Below are 18,612 nucleotides of genomic sequence, written 5' to 3'. Positions count from 1 at the left end.
TAGGAAACTTAGATTGACTGGTAGAATAAACGCAGACCGTTTTCGATTAAAAAATCGATAACACCTACTACTAAAGCAAAAATTAATGATGCTACTAATACAAGCGTTGCACTTGATTGTAGTTCACTCCATTTGGGCCATGTTACCTCTTTGGTTACTTCTTCCCAAGAGTTCTTAAAAAATTCTTGCATAATTTCTTTATTAATAAAATTGCACGGGCACTAAGATTCGAACTCAGATCAAAGGTTTTGGAGACCCGTATGCTACCATTGCACCATGCCCGTGTATGTTTCCCTTTTTGTTTGGGACTGCAAAGATAAGTGTATTTTTTTTCTTTGCAAATTAGAAATACCAAAATTATGCCAAAAAATATTCGAGAATTAAGAATTAAGAATTGAGAATTGAAAATTATTCTTTGCAAATTACTGATTATTAATCCTTTACAGTAAAACTTGCAATTCTTAATTCTCAATTCCTAATTCTCAATTTATTCTACTATTTTCACAATATGGTTTTTCTTGCCTTTACCTACCAATAAATATTTTCCTTGTAAGAGTTGTAATTCAGCAACTGGCAGTTTTTCATCGGTGATTTTTACTTTATTGATGCTTACGGCGTTCCCTTGCATGGCACGGCGTGCTTCACCTTTTGATGCGTAAACTTCGTTATTTGTCGTAACCGAAATCAAATCTAATACACTTGCACAGCCAGCCCATGCCTCTTGCGAGATTTCGGTCGTTGGAACACCATCAAATACACTCGTAAAAGTGGCTTCATCTAAACTTTGGAGGGTTTCGAGGGTTCCTTTTCCAAATAAAACCTCTGAGGCTTTTACGGCTAATTCATATTGTTCTTCGCCGTGTACACGAGAAGTTACGTCTTTTGCCAATGCTTTTTGGGCAATTCGCAAATGTGGTGCTTCAGCGTGTTGGGCTTCGATTGATTCGATTTCTTCTTTCGAGAATAGAGTGAATACTCTCAATAATTTCGGTACGTCTCTATCGTCTTGGCCTAACCAAAATTGATAAAACTGGTAAGGTGAAGTTAGATTTGCATCGAGCCAGATGGTTTCGCCACCTGCTGTTTTACCCATTTTCTGTCCATCGGCTTTTGTCATCAATGGTGTAGTAAGAGCAAATGCTTTGTGTGTTACATTTTCATCTTCAACATCGCCAACTATTGCCGCTTCTTTTCTACGAATCAATTCTGTACCTGTTGTGATATTTCCCCACTGGTCAGAGCCACCCATTTGTAGGCGAACATTTTTGTTTTTGTATAACCAGTAGAAATCGTAGCCTTGTAATAATTGATAAGAAAACTCGGTGAATGAAATACCCGTTGTCAGACGATTTTTTACCGAATCTTTCGACATCATGTAGTTTACAGTCAAGTATTTACCTACTTCACGCAAAAACTCTAAGAAACCGATTTCTTTGAACCAATCGTAGTTATTAACCATTTCGGCCGAATTTGCACCACAATCAAAGTCCAAAAACTTTACCAGCTGGTTTCTGATGCCATCTTGGTTAGCCTTCAACACTTCTTCTGATAAAAACTGACGCTCAGCCGATTTTCCAGAAGGGTCTCCTACCATACCTGTTGCTCCACCCACGAGGGCGTAAGGTTTATGGCCTGCCAATTGGAAGTGTTTGAGCAACATAATGGTTGCCAAATTACCGATATGCAATGATTTTGCGGTTGGGTCGAAACCGATGTACCCAGCCGTCATTTCTTTATTGAGTTGTTCTTCGGTGCCTGGCATGGCATCTTGCAACATTCCTCTCCAACGTAATTCTTCGATGAAATTCATAGTATATCACCCCCCCGCCCCTAAAGGGGAGCTAAAAAAAGTTACGTAATTTTCTCCTCTTTAGGGACGAGGAGAACTATAAAAAAATCCTCTTAGCTTGCACCAAGAGGATTAATTATATATCAAAAATGTACATAGTTATCTTGCTTGATGCGGATTTTATCCGAAACAATAATACAATACACTATATGACACTTGTTTTTTCATATGGCAAAATTAAAGCAATTATTTGTATTTGAAAAAAATACCTGCCTTATTTTTTCTTTTTGGTTTTGTCTTTTTTTGCCCAACGGTAGTAATCGCTGAAATTGAAACTCGCCGATACCTGTAATGTACGGTTTTGGAAGTTAAGCGGAATAACCGATTTATCTTCGAGGGTGTAGGTTTTGTTAGTTGTATTTGTCAGACCGTGTACATATCTGATGTTGAGACTAAACAAATGAGCCGCATCAAGCATATCTATACGCACACCACCAGCTATACTAAAATCAGTCTGAGCATAAGGACCACGCTTTGTACCAGCATTGAGTGCATAGCCATATTCAGGGCCAACTACTAAATGTATATTTTTGGCAACTTCATACCCCAAAACCAACGAGCCCGTAAGGTATTGGTAGTCATTACGAAGAATGGTATTTCCTGTTTCAGCAAAATTGGTTGTTGCTTTAAAACTTCCTCCTTTTGCCTGAAAATATGCTTCGGGTTGAATGCTAATTTTTTTCAGATTCCAACGATAAAACACTCCTGCATTAATATTATTTTTTAGCTTAGGAGTAATATTAGTACGGTTATTAATGATGGCAGTTTTAGAATCGCTGATACCAAGTTTGAAACCGTATTGCGTAGCTGGACGCACTTGTGCAAAACTAAGAATGCTTACAAAAACTAAAATAGTGGTTAATGCTTTTTTCATTGAAATGTTTTGTAGGACAGGTTTTCAACCTGTCGCTTTTTGGTTTTAGTGACCTACATGTTCACCATTTATGAGAAATAAATATGCGAACTGGAAGTTCGCTCCACAGTTGATAACGAAATTTGAGTCGCAAAATTACGGAATCAAAAGCGAAGAATCACCATAACTTAGAAAACGAAAATTATTTTCGAGGGCATATTCATAAATTTTCTTCCAATTTTCGCCTACCAATGCCGCTACGAGTAAGATTAATGTAGAATCTGGTTGATGAAAATTAGTGATAATTCCTTTACAAATTTTGAATTCATAACTCGGAAAAATGAAAATTTCGGTTTCGCCAACGAGTTGTGAAAGGTTATTTTCGGTCATATAATCAATGACTGCTTTCAGCGATTTTTCAGCCGTGAAGCTTTCAGTTTGATTGTAGGGTGAAAGTTTTTCGATAAAGAACTCTTGCTTTCCCGACAGCAATTTTACGCCAAACCAATACAAACTTTCGAGCGAACGCATGGAGGTTGTGCCGACAGGAATCACGAACGAAACATTTTCTAACAAATTGATAATAAACGATTTATCGAAAACTATTTGCTCGCAGTGCATCTTGTGTTCGACTACGTTTTGGACTTTTATGGGCTGAAAAGTTCCCGCTCCTACGTGCAGCGTAACGAAGTCGTGCTTGATACCTTTTTGGGCTAAATCGGCAAAAACTTGTTCGGTAAAATGAAGCCCTGCGGTTGGTGCGGCTACTGCTCCATCATTTTTTGAATAGACGGTTTGGTAGGTGTCGTAATCTTTTTGTTCGGTTTCTCTTTTGAGATAAGGCGGTAACGGGATTTGTCCGAAATACCTAACAATTTCGGCAAAAGTTAAATCTGAATTATTCCACGAAAATTTTACGTAATTTTTTTCAGAATCGACTAATTCTGCTGTCAATTCTACATTTTCTGGACGTATGCGGCGATGCTCCCCTACCTCTATATTATATGTTCCTACTATTTTTTCCTTGAAACGCTTCTTATTGCCAATCATGCAGGCCCACGTGCAAGTTTCGGTAGTTTCCATTACTTGCGAAACTACATTTGATGGCTCAACGGGATTCAACAAAAAAACTTCGATAACTACGCCATTGGCTTTCTGAAAAAACAAGCGAGCGGGTATTACTTTGGTATTGTTGAAAACCAAGAAAGTGTTTTCAGGAAGATGATTTTTTACGTTATAAAAAACATCTTCCAAAATCTGTAAACCCTTATATAACAACAACTTAGACGAATCACGAGGTTCTACGGGAAAACGTGCGATTCGCTCATCGGGAAGCTCGTAGTTGTATTCTTTTAAGTCTATTTCAATCATTTTTCTTCAACGATTGACAAGTTGGAAACCTGTCCTACAATTAATCTTCGCTTGGGTTTGAGAAAAGCAATCTGAGTGGCAAGAAGAAAATCAAGATAATCAACAAGGCAAAGCCAGCAATCAAAAGCCAGTTATAATCGAAATCAAGCTTTTGGCCTTCGGTTCCGTTGATTCGGCGTAAACCGATTAGCACAAACGCCAAGAATGTATTGGTGATTGCCACAAAAGCATTGAACCAGCCTTCAATCAACGAGCTAAGTTTTTCACGGTTTTTGGCCCATATACTCAGTGGATTTACTTTCGCAAAATCAATTTTTAATACTTGAGCTTTGAGTAAATTCAAGAGAAAATTGAAAGCAATGATGACTCCGAATGTAATATAAAAGAAGTTTTGCTTATCAATAAAGCCATCAGGATTGCCTTTTTCATCGTGGTGAATGGCGGCATTATCGGGCATTGTGAAATAACATAACATAAGAGCCACCACCAAAAGTGGCATCGAGGCTTTACGCCAAAAATTAAAGAATACGTTTGATATTGACATGAAGAGTTTTGAGTTCTGAGTTATGAATTATGAGTTAAAATCACAATTTCATCACTTATCCGTTATTAACTACTAAGGTATTTTACTGAAAACCGCCTGTTTTGGGCGATTGTTTTCGGGTGCAAAGTTAGGGCAGAGATTCGAGAGAATTTGATTTTTATTGAAAAAACTAATTTGTTGTATCTTTACAAACTCATTCCGAAACCCAAGTCATGCGTTTTTTCTTATTTTTTGCTTTTGTTTTTTGTCTTTCCTGCCAAAAAGAAACTACTCCCAAAGATGTTTCAAGAGGAATTTATTATTGGAAGTCAACTTTCAGACTCAGCGAAGTCGAACGCCAAACGCTTGATTCGTGCAAAATAAAAAAACTCTATTTCAAGGCTTTTGATATGGATTGGGATTTCACAAAAAGGCGAGCGATTCTGAAGGCTTCGATTAGGTTTGAAGAGGAAATTCCGAGCAATCTCGCCATTATTCCGACGGTTTTTATTACGAACAATGTTTTAAAGCAAACCACTGACCAGCAATTAGATACAACGATTTCGTTTATCAACAAACACCTCCGAACTGTACTGAAAAACAAAAATTTTGAAGAAATCCAGTTTGATTGCGATTGGACGATTTCGACCCGTGAACGTTATTTCTATTTACTCAGAGCATTCAAAAAACTTTTTCCCGAAAAACACCTTTCGGCCACTATTAGGCTGCATCAGATAAAATTTGCTCATAAAACGGGCATTCCGCCCGTGGAGCGTGGAATGTTGATGTTTTATAATATGTCGAACTGGAAAAAGCCACAAATTCGGAATTCGATTTATGACCTCGATGCGGCTTCTCAATATTTGGCTACCCTCGATAAATACCCGCTCCCACTTGATTTGGTCATGCCGATTTTTAGATGGGCAATTATTTACCGCAATAATGTTTTCTTGACTGTCATCAATAACATTGATAATCAAGCACTTAGTAAGAAGAAATTCTTAGAAAAAAACGACAATAAATTTACTGTTTTGGCCGATACTTCGGCGTTTGGAATTTCGTTGAGAAAAGGCGATATGATTCGGGTCGAGGAAGTAAATGCCGAAGAAATTATTAAAGGCTCAAAGACCTTGCATGAAAAAATATCAAGTCAAAAACTTACCTTTGCTTTGTATCATTTGGACCAACAGAATATCACTTTTTATGGCAATGAAAAACTCGCTGAAATCTATGCTTCGTTTGAGTAATCGAACAAAATCGTTCATTATTTTATTCTTGATTGCCTGCGGCCCCATGCCGTTTGACTATGATGAGTTTAAGAGTTTTTTCTCGCCCGAAAGTGCAGCCAATGAGGCAAAATTTCGACCTTACAACTTCACTACTCAATTTACCTACGGCGATAATTATTGGTCAGACGAAGTGAACACTGCTGACCCAGCTCAACAAGCCAATGTAAAGGCATGGGCCGAGTATGCGGGTGTTTCGGAAAAAGAAGTTTCGGTCGAATTATATCCAGCTTATGGAGAAAATGGCGGAAATGCGCTCAGCAATGCTTTGCAAAGAAAAGGGAAAACCGAAGCCATTGAGTATTTAGTTTTAGCCAAAGAAATTGAAGCAATTGATACGGCTTTTGATGCCCCTTATGCCGAAGAAGACACAACCAAAGTCGAGAAAGCGATTGATTATGAGGGTTTGCAAAGTAAAATTCAGTCTCAATTTGCTCAGACAAATGATGTCTTTTTGAAAGAAAGATTAGCCTATCAAGCCGTAAAAGTGGCTGATATGGCTGACAACCCAAAGAAAAGCATTGATTTATACGAAAAGCTGGTAAAACCCCTAAAAACCAAAACATTTATCAGCGATTGGGCAGCTTCTCGCATGGCAGGTGCGTACATGCACGCTGGCGATTCGACAAATGCTTATTATCTTTTTTCTCAACTTCTGGTCAACGCTCCTACTCGCCAATCGGCAGCTTATTTGAGTTTACGATACGCTTCAAAGTTTAGCGAAGATGCCGTAAAACTCTGCAAAAACGACACCGAAAAGGCTAATTTGTATGCCGCAACGGCTGTTTTACCGCTACAAGATGGATTACCTTTTCTTGAGAAAATCAAAAGTTTAGACACAAAAAATCCTCTTTTGGAGTTTGTGATGGCTCGTGAAATTAATAAAAACGAGTATTATTTTTTCAATAATCAAGAGACTATTCAATACGGTTTTTGGGCGGTAGATTCCTTGAAAAAAGTCGAGTGGAAAAGCAATGCAAAAAATTATTTCGAGCAATTATTGGCCTTTAATCTGGATGCCGCAGAAAGTGATGGTTTGAAAAATTCACCTTTTTGGTACACCGCCGCTTCGTATCTGACATTCATTGGCAAAGACTTCAAGAAAGCCAACGAATTATTACAAAAAGCTAAGGCGATTCCGACTGAAAATCAAAGTTTGAAAGACCAAATTGCAATGCAAGAGATGATGCTGGCTATCTATGAAACACCCGAAGTAACGCCCAAAATGGAGGCAACTGTCATGCCATTGCTCGAAAGATTTGCTCGCTCCGATAAATTCCGAACGGCCAATAATTTTAATGCTGCCTGCAAAATTTTAGCCGCTAAATATGAAGGTTTACCTGTAAACGATGAATTTTCCGAAAATTTGGGAGAAAAAACGACACTTTCTGAAACCAAAAGCACAAAATCACTCGGTTGGTTTTCGGGATGTTTCGGTAAAAAAGATGCCGCAGAAAAAGGTGGTTCTTCGTCTGATGCTTCGCCCGAAAATCAAGCTAAAGCTTTTATTATGAAGGTTCTGGCTTCGTATCAGCAAGCTAAACAAACCGAATACGGCGGAACGGCTTCGTTTATGAGCAATACAGACCAATACAAAATCGAAGATTCGACTTCATCAAAAACCATTGCTTATGTGATTGATTATTTCTCAAAAAATTCTACCAATGATTTCGATAAACGTTTGCAAAAATTAGCTGGATTTGACAACGACTATCTTTATATGGTTTTGGGTCGTAGGGCTTTGTCTGAGCATCAATACGCACAAGCAGCTGAGGCTTGGAAACACATCTCGCCAAAAAATTGGCAAGCTGAGCCTTTTCAAACATATTTAGATGTAAATCCGTTTAGTTTAAACGGGCAAGGAGATGCTAATGCCAAACAGAGAGTAACTCCTCTTTCGTTTGCCACTCGAATGGCCGCTTTGGCCGAGAAAGTAAAGCAAAACCCGAGCGATTACGAAAGCTGGATGCTTTTGGGTTGTGGCAGCTACAACATGAGTTATTATGGCAATAGCTGGGTTTTGCTACGTCGTGGTTGGAGTAGCATGGATGCCATCAATGAGCAAGATGATTATTATTCTTACGAAAAAACGCTCTTTTATTTCGATAAGGCCATGCAAACCGCTCCTAAACCCGAACTCGCCGCTAAGGCTTGTTATTTGGCGGCAGCTTGTCAGCAAATTAAATACAATACCATTGCTTCAAAACTCAATGATGGCATATACTTGCTCCCAGAAGATGAAATGAAGAAAAAAGAAGCCGAAAACAAGCAAATTTTGGTTAATTTGAAAAAAGATAAATATTCTACTTACTTCAATCTCTTAAAAACCAAATTCGGTAGCACCGCCTACGAAGACCAATTGATTGAAGAATGTAGCACTTATAAAGATTATTTAGCAGGAAAATAACCCTTCCCTTCGACTTCGCTCAGGGAACAGAGATTTTTAAAGTAGCTGTGGCACACTTTTGAAGTGTGCCACAGCTTTTCTAAAGTAAAACAATGAAAATATACACAAAAACAGGTGATGCTGGTACAACTTCGTTGGTTGGCGGTACTCGAATCAGCAAAGCAGATTTGAAAATCGAAACTTACGGTACGGTTGATGAACTCAATTCGTGGATTGGGTTGGTACGTGACCAAGCAATCAACGAATCGAGAAAAGAAATTTTGAAGGAAATTCAAGACCGATTATTTACGATTGGTTCTGATTTAGCATCCGAGCCAGAACAGGTTCGGAGAAAGAAAATTCCTGACCTTTTGGATGAAGATATTGAGCTACTCGAAAAACAAATGGATTTGATGGATGCTGAAATCCCGCCACTCAGAGCGTTTGTTTTGCCAGGTGGACATCAGTCGGTTTCTTACACGCACGTTGCTCGCACGGTTTGCCGTCGGGCAGAGCGTCTGAGTATTCGACTTTCGCACGAAGAAGAAGTTAATCCGTTGATTATAAAATACTTAAATCGCCTTTCGGATTATCTTTTTGTACTTTCACGAAAAATGACTCAGGAATTAGGCAGCGAAGAAGTAGCATGGAAACCACGTGTTTAATGTAGAATTGATAATGGAGAATGGATAATTTTTCTTTCTTCTCGATATAAAAAAAGATGCAAGCCGCCTTTCGGACAACCTGCACCCCGTATAGAAACGCTCAGTAGCGAGGAGTAAGCCTCCTCCGCTACTTTGCTAAGATTACTCACTTACTAATGCCAATTGGCTGTGATTAATACACTTCACACCCGAACTCGTATAATCTAAAATTTTACCCGTAGGCTTATCGAGCTTCCAAACCTTTACTATTTTTGTAAGATACTTTTGAGGCTCAATGACTGCCAATGCAAAAAGCGTTGGGTCGTTTTTACCATTTTGCGAACACCCTTTTACCGATACACAGTGATAAAACTCATTAAATTTCGGAATCTCTTTAATGTCAATCACCTTTAATTGAAAATCATCCGAATGGTTTTCGGAGTTTTCGAATCTTGATAAAAAAAGAAAATGTTTATCCTCTTTCTTCATTAAGGCAATTCCGTAATGAAGGTTAATCATATTGCTATTTACCTTCGTAAGCTCTCGCAACTCTCGATAATCTTTATACCTAACCCCCAAATATTGATTTCTCAAATTTGTATTATTCTGAGATTGTGCAAAAATTTCTCTTTTTGAAAACAGTACACAAATAGCCAACAGCACACACTTTTTAATCATTTATTGCTATTTTTTTAATGTTTTTAGGTCAAGTACTGGGTTATCAAGAAAAAGCATTAAATTTGCACTTTCAATATTTATGACTCGCTGCTCAAAACTTGGCACGGGCATCAAACATATCTGTATTAGTAATACTGCAAAAATCATTCCAAAATGACCAAGAAAATCAAATCGGCACTTATTTCGGTTTATTACAAAGACGGTTTAGATAAAATCGTACAGTTGCTTCACGAACACGATGTTCAAATTTTTTCGACTGGTGGAACACAAAAATTCGTTGAAGATTTGGGCATTCCAGTAACGGCCGTTGAAGACCTTACAAGCTACCCTTCCATTTTTGGTGGACGTGTAAAAACGCTTCATCCGAAAGTATTTGGTGGAATTCTTTACCGCCGTGACAACGAAGGCGATGTGCAAACTGCCGCTCAATTTGAGATTCCGTCAATCGACTTGGTGATTGTTGATTTGTATCCTTTTACAGAAACGGTTGCTTCGGGAGCAGACGAAGAAGATATTATTGAAAAAATCGACATCGGCGGTATTTCGTTGATTCGTGGAGCGGCCAAAAACTTCAATGATGTATTGATAGTTTCGTCACGTGACCAATACGACGATGTTTTTGAAATTTTGAAAGAAAAAGGCTGTGCAACTGACCTTTCTGACCGTCGTCGTTACGCAAAAGAAGGATTCCAGATGAGTTCGAGCTACGATACAGCTATTCATAACTACTTTGCTGATGATGTTTATACTTCAACTCAAAGTTTTGATTTATTGCCTAAAAAAGTCCTTCGTTACGGCGAAAACCCGCACCAAGCGGCTACTTTCTACGGTGATTTAGATGCGATGTTTGAGCAAATTCATGGGAAAGAATTATCATATAATAACCTCATGGACGTAGAATCGTGCGTACGTTTGATGGATGAATTTACCGAAACTTCATTTGTAATCGTGAAGCATAACAATGCTTGCGGTGTAGCTACTGCCCCAACGGCTAAAGAAGCCTACGTGAACGCCTTAGCTTGCGACCCTGTTTCGGCTTTTGGTGGTGTAATCATCACAAATTCTAATGTAGATTTGGCAACTGCCGAAGAACTACACAAACTTTTCTTTGAAATCCTCATCGCTCCGAGTTTTGATGCCGATGCTTTGGAAATTTTAACAAAGAAAAAAGACCGTCGTTTGTTAATCAGAAAGCCAGTTGAAGTTAGCAAAAAACAATTCAAAACGCTTTTAAATGGAGTTTTGGAACAAGATAAAGACAATTCGATTGAAACTGCGAAAGACTTTACGGTAGCAACCGAAAAAGCCCCAAGCGAAAGCGAAGTTAAGGCTTTAGAATTTGCTTTGAAGATTTGTAAGCACTTGAAATCTAACAACGTAGTATTAGCAAAAGATGGCCAAATGTTGGCTTGTGGAGTTGGTCAAACTTCACGTGTTGATGCTTTGAAACAAGCAATCGACAAAGCAAAAACCTTTGGTTTCGACCTTAACGGAGCAGCAATGGCTTCGGAAGCGTTCTTCCCATTTGCTGATTGTGTAGAGATTGCTCACCAAGCAGGTATCACAACGGTTGTTCAACCAGGTGGCTCAATCCGTGATAAAGATTCGATTGATTATTGTAATGCAAACGGTCTTTCGATGGTCATGACTGGCGTGAGACACTTCTTACATTAATAACTATTTTTTGTTAATGGAAAGCGAACTGTTCGGTGAATGGTTCGCTTTTTTTGTGGGGATTTTAACAAAGATTGCCTCAAATAATTCAATAAATAAACTTTATTTTGAAATATTATTGGTAAAGAATTTGTTATTATAGTGGTTATCTAATATTATTGTTTATTACTCTAATTATAATAATGAATTACGACATCAAATTACAAGGTGCAGAAGAAGATAACGGTACAATTGAATTTGACCGATTAATTCAACTTGCAGAAAATATAAAATCAATCGCTAAAGGGGCTTTACAGATACGATTAGTAGGTTTTAGTAAATTAATGGGACAACCACCAAAAAAAATCTCTAATGCCCTTAAAATTCGCCTATCTGGTTTATATGAAGAAAATATCTATACCGCTTTAGAATTAGAATGCGAGCCCTTTTCTAAATATCTTAGTGGTTGGCAAGGGGATATTTTTAATCCCAATATTTTAGAAGAATTACCCAACTTAACTCCTGTATCGCTGGTAATGAATACTTTTAGAGGAGTATTGGAACAAGATAAAGACTATGAATGGGTAGATAAACCCCTATTAAAAAAATTAAGTGATTTTAAAAGTCTTTTTCTTACCGATTCAGAAACTATACAATTTTCAAATCGAGGTAGTATACCAGAATTAATCCTTAAAAAAAATGACTTTGATAAAATCAATTCTATTCAAGAAAGTATCCCAGAAGCACAATTTGCAGTAATTTCTGGAAAATTAGACACCCTTAAATATAGTGCCTCAAGAATTTTAGTAGAAACGAATGAGGGCTTTGTAAACGGAATTTTGTCAGAAGATATTTCAACTGAAGAGATAAGCAAATATTGGGGGAAGGACATTACATTAACAGGAACAGCACACTACAAACCCAATGCACGACTTTCATTCATTGAAGTAGAACGTGTTTTTCCAATGGAAGAATCAAATCTATTTTTCAATAAAATTCCTAAAACAGAAAATATTGAGCAACAAATCAAAAGACAATTAAGTGAGAAAAAGCATTTTAATTATTTGTCTGAAATAGTTGGTCAATGGCCAGGAGAAGAAAGTTTTGAAGAAATCTTAACCCAACTTGATTAATGATGAGATTTCTATTTGACACTAATATTCTTGTTGCCTATCTTCGTTCAGCTCCATTATCTACAATTATTGAAAATGAGTTAAATATTACTAATTCTCAAAATATAGTTATGATTTCATCAGTCACTAAAGGAGAATTAATGGCTTTTGCATTAAACAATAATTGGGGCGAAAAAAGGAAAGAAAAGCTAAATGAACTTCTAAATAAGATTTTTATTCTTGATATAAATGCGTCGGACAATGCTTTATTTGAAGCGTATGCAGAAATAGATTCTTACAGCCAAAATAAGCTCTTAAATCAGCCTTTACCTCAAGGACAAAATGCAGTTAAAATGGGCAAAAATGATTTATGGATAGCGGCCACTACTAAAATTTCTGGAGCCACTTTAATTACTACTGATGGAGACTTTGACCATTTAAGAACTAAAATTAACTTGATAAAATATAAACCTGACGGAACAAGAGTATTTTAATACATCTTTTTCAAACTTCGATAAATCAAAAAAGCGAACTATTCTTTTGGAATAACTCGCTTTTTATATAAATCTATCTCCGAAACTATCAGATAGTAACCCAAGCTTGTTTGCGGTGACTTTCGATGATTCTTTCGCAAATCAATAATTCACGTAAACCATCAGCAAATGTTGGATACGTTGGATTTTCAGGTTGTTTTCCTGCTGCAACTGCTGCATAAACTTCCTTAAATAATTGCTTCGATGTATCTGGGAATCCTTCATTATGTCCACCTGGGAAACTCACAAGACTTTGTGCTTCACGATAAAATAACGATGGGTCTTTCATCAATTGTTGGTTAGCTCCATCACGTTTGCCAATCCACATTTCGTTTGGTTTTTCTGAACACCACTCAAAATTTGCTACCGAACCCGAAATCTCTAAGTTCAAACGGTTTTTACGTCCAGCCGAAACTTGGCTTACCGTTACGCTTCCTTTAGCACCGTTATCGAATCTTAGAAGTACACTTGCGTGGTCTTCGGTATTAATTGGCACTTCTTGGTAATCAGACGGCTCAAGCATTTTGCCCGAATACGTTTCGATGGCCTTTAATGGCTTCAAACGAGTTTTATGTACAGTATTGAAATCGGCCATTACTTCCGTAATTTTCATTCCTGTAATATACTCAGTCACATCTAAAAGGTGCGAACCAATATCAGCAATCGCTCTCGAATCGCCAGACTTGTCTGGTTCTAAACGCCAGTTATAATCTGTTTGGTAGAAAAGCCAATCTTGCAAATAGCTACCCATGATTGAGTAGATTTCGCCTAAATCGCCTTTTTCACGCATAGTTTTCATCTGACGAACCAACGGATAATATCTCAAATTGAAGTGAACGGCATTTACTAAACCTGTTTCAGCGGCCAATTTCACTAATTCTTCTGCTTCTTCGATTTTAGTAGCCAATGGTTTTTCGCACACTACGTGTTTTCCTGCCAACAAAAGAGCTTTTGATTGTGAATAGTGCAAGAAATTTGGCGTACAAACGTGTACACACTCAATTTCTGAATCTTTCAATAAATCTTCAAAGATATACGCACGTTCGATACCCAAAGAAGCTGCTTTATCCTTCGCTAAATCAATATTTGCTTCACAAAGTCCTAAAACTTCAACATTTGGTAAACGACGGAGGGCTTCGATATGAGCTGGCCCGATAAAACCTGTGCCAACAACGGCAACTTTGATTTTTTTCATGGTAAAACAAACACCCCTAACCCCTAAAGGGGGATTTTTTTTAGTGAATAGATAAGAATAAAAGCCCCCCTTTAGGGGCGGGGGGGCGGTATTTAGTTAAAACTACTTATGGCGAATTTTTCGGTATTACAATAAATTGAACTATAAAGAAAAAAATCATCAACCGAAGTTTTGTATTTTCTCAATAAATGCAAAACTGGTGATTTTTGCTTAATTTTCAGCAAATTCGCTGTTTCTTTATCCGCCGCAATGGCTCGCACTTCTTGCGTCATACTCTGCACATCAATTTGATATCGGATGAGCAAAGTTCGGAAAAGTGAGCCTTCTAACAATGGTTCTTCGATAAAATTTGGTAAATTTTCGTTCGGAATATAGGTTTGTTCAAACATCACTGGCGAATCTTCGACCAAACGCAATCGCTTAAAAAATATAAATTCTTCGTGTTTTTCGTCGTCAATTAAGGGTTTAAGAGCGGCATCTTCCAGTTTTTTTAATACTGGGCCTTCCAAAACCAAGGTTTTACCGTGTCTGTCGCTGGCTACCACTACTTCTGTCCAACCTTTCAGCGAAAGTAAACCCAACGACTTCCGACTGGCCGAAACTGTACTTCCTTTACCATGCTGACGAGTAATGTAGCCTTCACGCACGAGTTCGTTAAGGGCTTGCCTAACGGTCATGCGAGTAGCATTAAACTCTACACAAAGTTCGTTTTCAGAGGGTAAAAGTCCACCTTCTTCATAAACGCCCGAAGTGATTTTCTCTTTTAAATTAGCTTGAATTTGTCGATAAAGTGGTATTTTCATAAATAGTCTCCAGCAAGTTGGCTATGTCAGTGTGAATAGAAATTCTGAAAGGCAAATTAATCTAATAAACTCATAAAAGACACCAAACATTGATAGAATATTTTCAGAAGGTTCTTTATAAATTATTTATGAAAAAAGGCATTTAGGAATCCCAAATGCCTTTCCAAGACGAAAATACTTTAACCTATGATGAATAAACCCGATAAATCGGGGTACTCAAACTCTTTATGATTTCAGATGAAATCGAAATATATTTTATACAACTTGTATAGACAACAGAATAATTACTTACAAAAGAAACTAAAAATCAGTATTCAGGCAAATATTTTAAATGTTTTTTTTACAATTAACACCTTTAAAAAACAAAATAGTCAAAAAAGTATTATTTTTTATCTAAAAAACAATAGATTTGATTTAACAAATTGTACTCTAAAATGTTCAATAACCTGCCGTTGTAACGGTAATTTCTTTGGCATCTAAACCCAAGCGTTTCTTGGCATCTTCAATGATTGTGGCGGTGGCAGTTGCTCCGAGGCGAGTTACGCCCATATCCATGACTTTCAGTAAACCGTCGAGGGTTCGTACACCGCCTGCTGCTTTTATCTGAACCTTTTCTGATGAATATTTTCTCATCAAAAGCAAATCATGCTCGGTTGCTCCTTTATAATTATAGTCGCCATTGGCTTGCTTTACATAACCGTAACCCGTAGAAGTTTTCACAAACTCTACTCCCACGATGCTACAAATCTTGCAGAGTTTTATTTTGAGTCTATCTTTTGGAAGAAAATCATTTTCAAAGATTACTTTCAAAATTGCTCCGTGTTTATGACTTTCTTTCAAAATCGCATTGATTTCTTTCTTCACATATCGCCAATCTTCTGATAACACTTTGCCAACATTGACAACCATATCAATTTCGGTTGCTCCGTCTTTGCAAGCCTGACGGGTTTCGGCTACCTTTTGCTGAATCGTACTGCTTCCGTGCGGAAAACCTACGACTGTACAAACCTTAACGTCGGAATCTTTAAGTAACTCAGCCGCCTGTTTTACAAAATATGGTTTTATACAAACCGTTGCTACATCATAGTGTTTGGCCAGTTCACAACCCGCTATTAGGTCGGCATCGGTCATTGTGGGATGAAGCAATGAATGGTCAATCATTTTAGCAATCTGGTGGAGAGAATATTTCATGAGGTTTTGTGAAGTTTTTTTAATAATAATGAATTTCTACAAAAATAAAACAAACAACTTGTATAGACAAGTTAATCGAAATTGTTTTTAGAAATATCATGGGATTATTCAAATTTCAGATAAAAACCCATGACATTCAATAAATAATTGGGGATTAGCACAACAGAGTTGATGTTTTTTTAATAGTTTTGGAAAGTATTCATCAGAAACTAAACCTAAACTTACTAAAAAATATATGAGTAATTCTCTTTTTCGTAGAAAGGATGTAACGCAAGCTATCAAAGAAACCGAAGAGCGTGGAAGCGAACACTCACTCGCTAAAGTATTGGGAGTCAGAGACTTAACCTTGCTCGGCATTGCAGCCATCATCGGGGCTGGTATCTTCAGTACTATCGGACTTGCGAGTTTCAACGGAGGCCCTGCGGTTTCGCTTCTTTTTGTTTTTGTGGCTATTGCTTGTGTTTTTACGGCTCTTAGCTACGCCCAATTTGCTTCAATGGTACCTGTGAGTGGGAGTGCATATACTTACGCTTATGTGTCGTTTGGCGAAATGCTCGCTTGGATTATCGGCTGGGCATTGATTCTTGAATATGCCGTATCGAATATGGTAGTAGCCATTTCGTGGTCGAGTTATTTTACTTCGATGCTCGAAGGTTTCGGAGTACACTTTCCGACTTGGCTGGCCGTAGATTACACAACCGCCAAAGAAGCCTTTGAAAGTGTGCAAGCGGGAGGAACAGAAATTAACGATGGTACTAAACGTTTGGCTCAAGCTTTTCAAGATGCTCCAAGTTTGGGTTTCTTGAAAATTATTTTTAATCTTCCTGCGGGAATGATTACGGTCTTGATTACAACACTTTGTTATATCGGAATCAAAGAATCTCGCAATGCGAGTAATTTTTTAGTTGGTTTGAAGCTTTTGGTGATACTTTTAGTAATTGTAGCGGGAGTTTTTTATGTAAAACCTGCGAATTGGTCGCCTTTTGCACCAAATGGTGTTGAAGGGGTGTTGAGCGGAGTTGCGGCGGTTTTCTTTGCGTTTATTGGTTTCGACTCGATTTCGACAACTGCCGAAGAAGCCAAAAATCCTCAACGAGATTTGCCTCGTGCGATGATTTTATGCTTGGTAATCTGTACGATTCTTTACGTGCTTATATCTTTGGTGCTTACTGGAATGGTAAATTATACAGAGTTGAACGTAGCCGACCCATTAGCTTATGTATTTACGAATGTAGGATTTGATACCGTAGCAGGAGTTATCTCGGTGAGTGCAGTTGTGGCCATCACGAGTGCATTATTGGCTTATCAAATCGGGCAACCACGTATTTGGATGACCATGAGCCGTGATGGACTTTTGGGCAAAAAATTTGGCGAGATTCACCCAAAATTCAAAACGCCAGGTTTTGCGACAATTATTACTGGTATTTTGGTGGCTGTACCTTCGTTATTTTTCAAAATGAGTTTCTTTGTTGACCTCACGAGTGTGGGTACTTTCTTTGCATTTATTTTGGTTTGTGCGGGTGTGTTATACCTTGATACAAAAGGTATGAGTAAAGACGCTAAATTCAAAATTCCTTATATCAATGCCAAATATTTGTGCGGAATCTTGATGGTTGGAGCATTATACTTTACGTATTCACAAGGTGATGTCATGCAGCATTTAGAAGAAAAACCATTGCTTTTTGTGTTTTGGGCAACGTGGTTAGCATTGTCGGTGATGAGTTTTAAATATAATTTCTCGCTCCTACCAATCTTCGGAATTTTAACAAATCTCTATCTAATGACCGAACTCGGCTGGACAAACTGGCGAATGTTTATCATCTGGATGAGCATTGGCTTGGTGATTTATTTTGCTTATGGCTATAAACATAGCAAATTGGCTAAGAAGTAAAGAAACATAATAGATTGATTATGAACGCAATAGCAACACATTCGAGGTATAAACTTGGAGGAAAGAAGGTTGAGAAGAAAATTCCTCAACCTAAATTGCTTACGTATGAAGATTACGTAAAATTAACGCCACCCGATAACGGAAACTTTGAATTGCTCAATGGTCAAATCTATTTTATGGCATCTCCTAAACCTTCGCATCAAGAAATAAGCAGCTTACTGAACACTTATTTAGGGATTTTTATAATTACTCATAAGCTTGGAAAACTCTTTGCAGCTCCAATGGATGTAATTTTTACTCCCCATGATACTTTTCAACCCGACCTGCTTTTTATCACAAAAGAAAGACTCAATATTATCGGTGAAAATAAAATTGAAGGTTCGCCTGATTTGGTAGTTGAAATTCTTTCTCCATCAAATGATACCAATGAAATGTCCTATAAAAAACACATCTATGAAATAACAGGTGTAAAAGAATATTGGCTGATAAATGTAGAAAAACAGTCATTAACGCTTTATAAACAAGTAGATAATGAACTTCGTTGGCAAAGAGATATTCAAAAAAACGATGTTCTTACATCAGAAATCATCAAAGGATTTGAGTTAGAATTAAACAAAATATTCGAGTAATTTATTTCCATTAAC

The 18,612-nt window shown here is 37.5% G+C and carries 17 protein-coding genes and 1 tRNA gene; 8 read left to right on the top strand and 10 right to left on the bottom strand.

The genetic code is table 11. The features are described from left to right. Nucleotides 1–8: 8 nt before the first annotated feature. The 6 genes from secE to IEX65_RS09105 form a co-directional block, all read right to left on the bottom strand. Nucleotides 9–191 (bottom strand): preprotein translocase subunit SecE, encoded by a 183-nt coding sequence (gene secE, locus IEX65_RS09130; protein WP_188765738.1) that lies wholly within the window; start codon nt 189–191, stop codon nt 9–11. 22 nt (nt 192–213) lie between these two features. Further along, a tRNA-Trp gene (locus IEX65_RS09125) sits at nt 214–284 on the bottom strand. Nucleotides 285–487: 203 nt separating this feature from the next. Next, nucleotides 488–1,810, bottom strand: coding sequence for a tyrosine--tRNA ligase (gene tyrS, locus IEX65_RS09120; RefSeq protein WP_188765737.1), 1,323 nt, complete (start codon nt 1,808–1,810; stop codon nt 488–490). A 253-nt stretch (nt 1,811–2,063) separates the two neighbouring features. Further along, entirely contained in the window at nt 2,064–2,723 is a 660-nt protein-coding gene (locus IEX65_RS09115; RefSeq protein WP_188765736.1) for an outer membrane beta-barrel protein, read from the bottom strand. A gap of 135 nt (nt 2,724–2,858) precedes the next feature. Beyond that, on the bottom strand, nt 2,859–4,073 hold the full coding sequence (locus tag IEX65_RS09110; RefSeq protein WP_188765735.1) for an S-adenosylmethionine:tRNA ribosyltransferase-isomerase: 1,215 nt from the start codon (nt 4,071–4,073) through the stop codon (nt 2,859–2,861). Nucleotides 4,074–4,113: 40 nt separating this feature from the next. Then, nucleotides 4,114–4,617 (bottom strand): hypothetical protein, encoded by a 504-nt coding sequence (locus IEX65_RS09105; RefSeq protein WP_188765734.1) that lies wholly within the window; start codon nt 4,615–4,617, stop codon nt 4,114–4,116. 212 nt (nt 4,618–4,829) lie between these two features. Between IEX65_RS09105 and IEX65_RS09100 the strand changes: the two genes are divergently transcribed. The 3 genes from IEX65_RS09100 to IEX65_RS09090 all read left to right on the top strand — a co-directional run bounded on the left by IEX65_RS09100 (nt 4,830) and on the right by IEX65_RS09090 (nt 8,933). After that, nucleotides 4,830–5,843, top strand: coding sequence for a hypothetical protein (locus tag IEX65_RS09100; protein WP_188765733.1), 1,014 nt, complete (start codon nt 4,830–4,832; stop codon nt 5,841–5,843). Continuing rightward, nucleotides 5,800–8,289, top strand: a complete 2,490-nt coding sequence (locus IEX65_RS09095; RefSeq protein WP_188765732.1) for a hypothetical protein — start codon at nt 5,800–5,802, stop codon at nt 8,287–8,289. Before IEX65_RS09100 ends, IEX65_RS09095 begins: the two co-directional genes overlap by 44 nt. A gap of 92 nt (nt 8,290–8,381) precedes the next feature. Next, the gene (locus IEX65_RS09090) at nt 8,382–8,933 is read left to right on the top strand and encodes a cob(I)yrinic acid a,c-diamide adenosyltransferase (protein ID WP_188765731.1); all 552 of its coding nucleotides are present in this window, start codon (nt 8,382–8,384) and stop codon (nt 8,931–8,933) included. Nucleotides 8,934–9,074: 141 nt separating this feature from the next. Here IEX65_RS09090 and IEX65_RS09085 read toward each other — a convergent pair whose 3' ends face one another. Further along, entirely contained in the window at nt 9,075–9,590 is a 516-nt protein-coding gene (locus IEX65_RS09085; protein ID WP_188765730.1) for a hypothetical protein, read from the bottom strand. A gap of 153 nt (nt 9,591–9,743) precedes the next feature. Here IEX65_RS09085 and purH point away from each other — a divergent pair, with 153 nt between their 5' ends. From purH to IEX65_RS09070, 3 genes are all read left to right on the top strand, one after another. After that, entirely contained in the window at nt 9,744–11,264 is a 1,521-nt protein-coding gene (purH, locus tag IEX65_RS09080) for a bifunctional phosphoribosylaminoimidazolecarboxamide formyltransferase/IMP cyclohydrolase (protein WP_188765729.1), read from the top strand. A 182-nt stretch (nt 11,265–11,446) separates the two neighbouring features. Next, a complete protein-coding gene (locus IEX65_RS09075) occupies nt 11,447–12,376 on the top strand; it encodes a hypothetical protein (RefSeq protein ID WP_188765728.1) in 930 nt (309 codons plus the stop codon). 2 nt (nt 12,377–12,378) lie between these two features. Beyond that, complete coding sequence (locus tag IEX65_RS09070) at nt 12,379–12,849, top strand: type II toxin-antitoxin system VapC family toxin (RefSeq protein WP_188765727.1); 471 nt, start codon at nt 12,379–12,381, stop codon at nt 12,847–12,849. An 88-nt stretch (nt 12,850–12,937) separates the two neighbouring features. Here the strand turns inward: IEX65_RS09070 and IEX65_RS09065 are convergent, their stop codons facing one another. From IEX65_RS09065 to deoC, 3 genes are all read right to left on the bottom strand, one after another. Then, nucleotides 12,938–14,083, bottom strand: coding sequence for a Gfo/Idh/MocA family protein (locus tag IEX65_RS09065; RefSeq protein ID WP_188765726.1), 1,146 nt, complete (start codon nt 14,081–14,083; stop codon nt 12,938–12,940). A gap of 92 nt (nt 14,084–14,175) precedes the next feature. Then, a complete protein-coding gene (locus IEX65_RS09060; RefSeq protein WP_188765725.1) occupies nt 14,176–14,886 on the bottom strand; it encodes a GntR family transcriptional regulator in 711 nt (236 codons plus the stop codon). Nucleotides 14,887–15,324: 438 nt separating this feature from the next. Beyond that, nucleotides 15,325–16,077: a deoxyribose-phosphate aldolase gene (gene deoC / locus IEX65_RS09055; RefSeq protein ID WP_188765724.1), complete on the bottom strand. Its 753-nt coding sequence runs from the start codon at nt 16,075–16,077 to the stop codon at nt 15,325–15,327. A 235-nt stretch (nt 16,078–16,312) separates the two neighbouring features. On the opposite strand from deoC, the gene IEX65_RS09050 reads away from it, so the two are divergent. Then, entirely contained in the window at nt 16,313–17,968 is a 1,656-nt protein-coding gene (locus IEX65_RS09050) for an amino acid permease (RefSeq protein WP_188765723.1), read from the top strand. 20 nt (nt 17,969–17,988) lie between these two features. Then, nucleotides 17,989–18,597 carry a Uma2 family endonuclease gene (locus IEX65_RS09045; protein WP_188765722.1) on the top strand — a complete coding sequence of 203 codons (609 nt, stop codon included), beginning with the start codon at nt 17,989–17,991 and terminating at the stop codon, nt 18,595–18,597. Nucleotides 18,598–18,612: the final 15 nt, after the last annotated feature.

The organism is Emticicia aquatilis (genome assembly GCF_014644295.1).
Lineage (GTDB): Bacteria > Bacteroidota > Bacteroidia > Cytophagales > Spirosomataceae > Emticicia > Emticicia aquatilis.
This window is presented reverse-complemented; position numbering and strand designations above follow the sequence as displayed.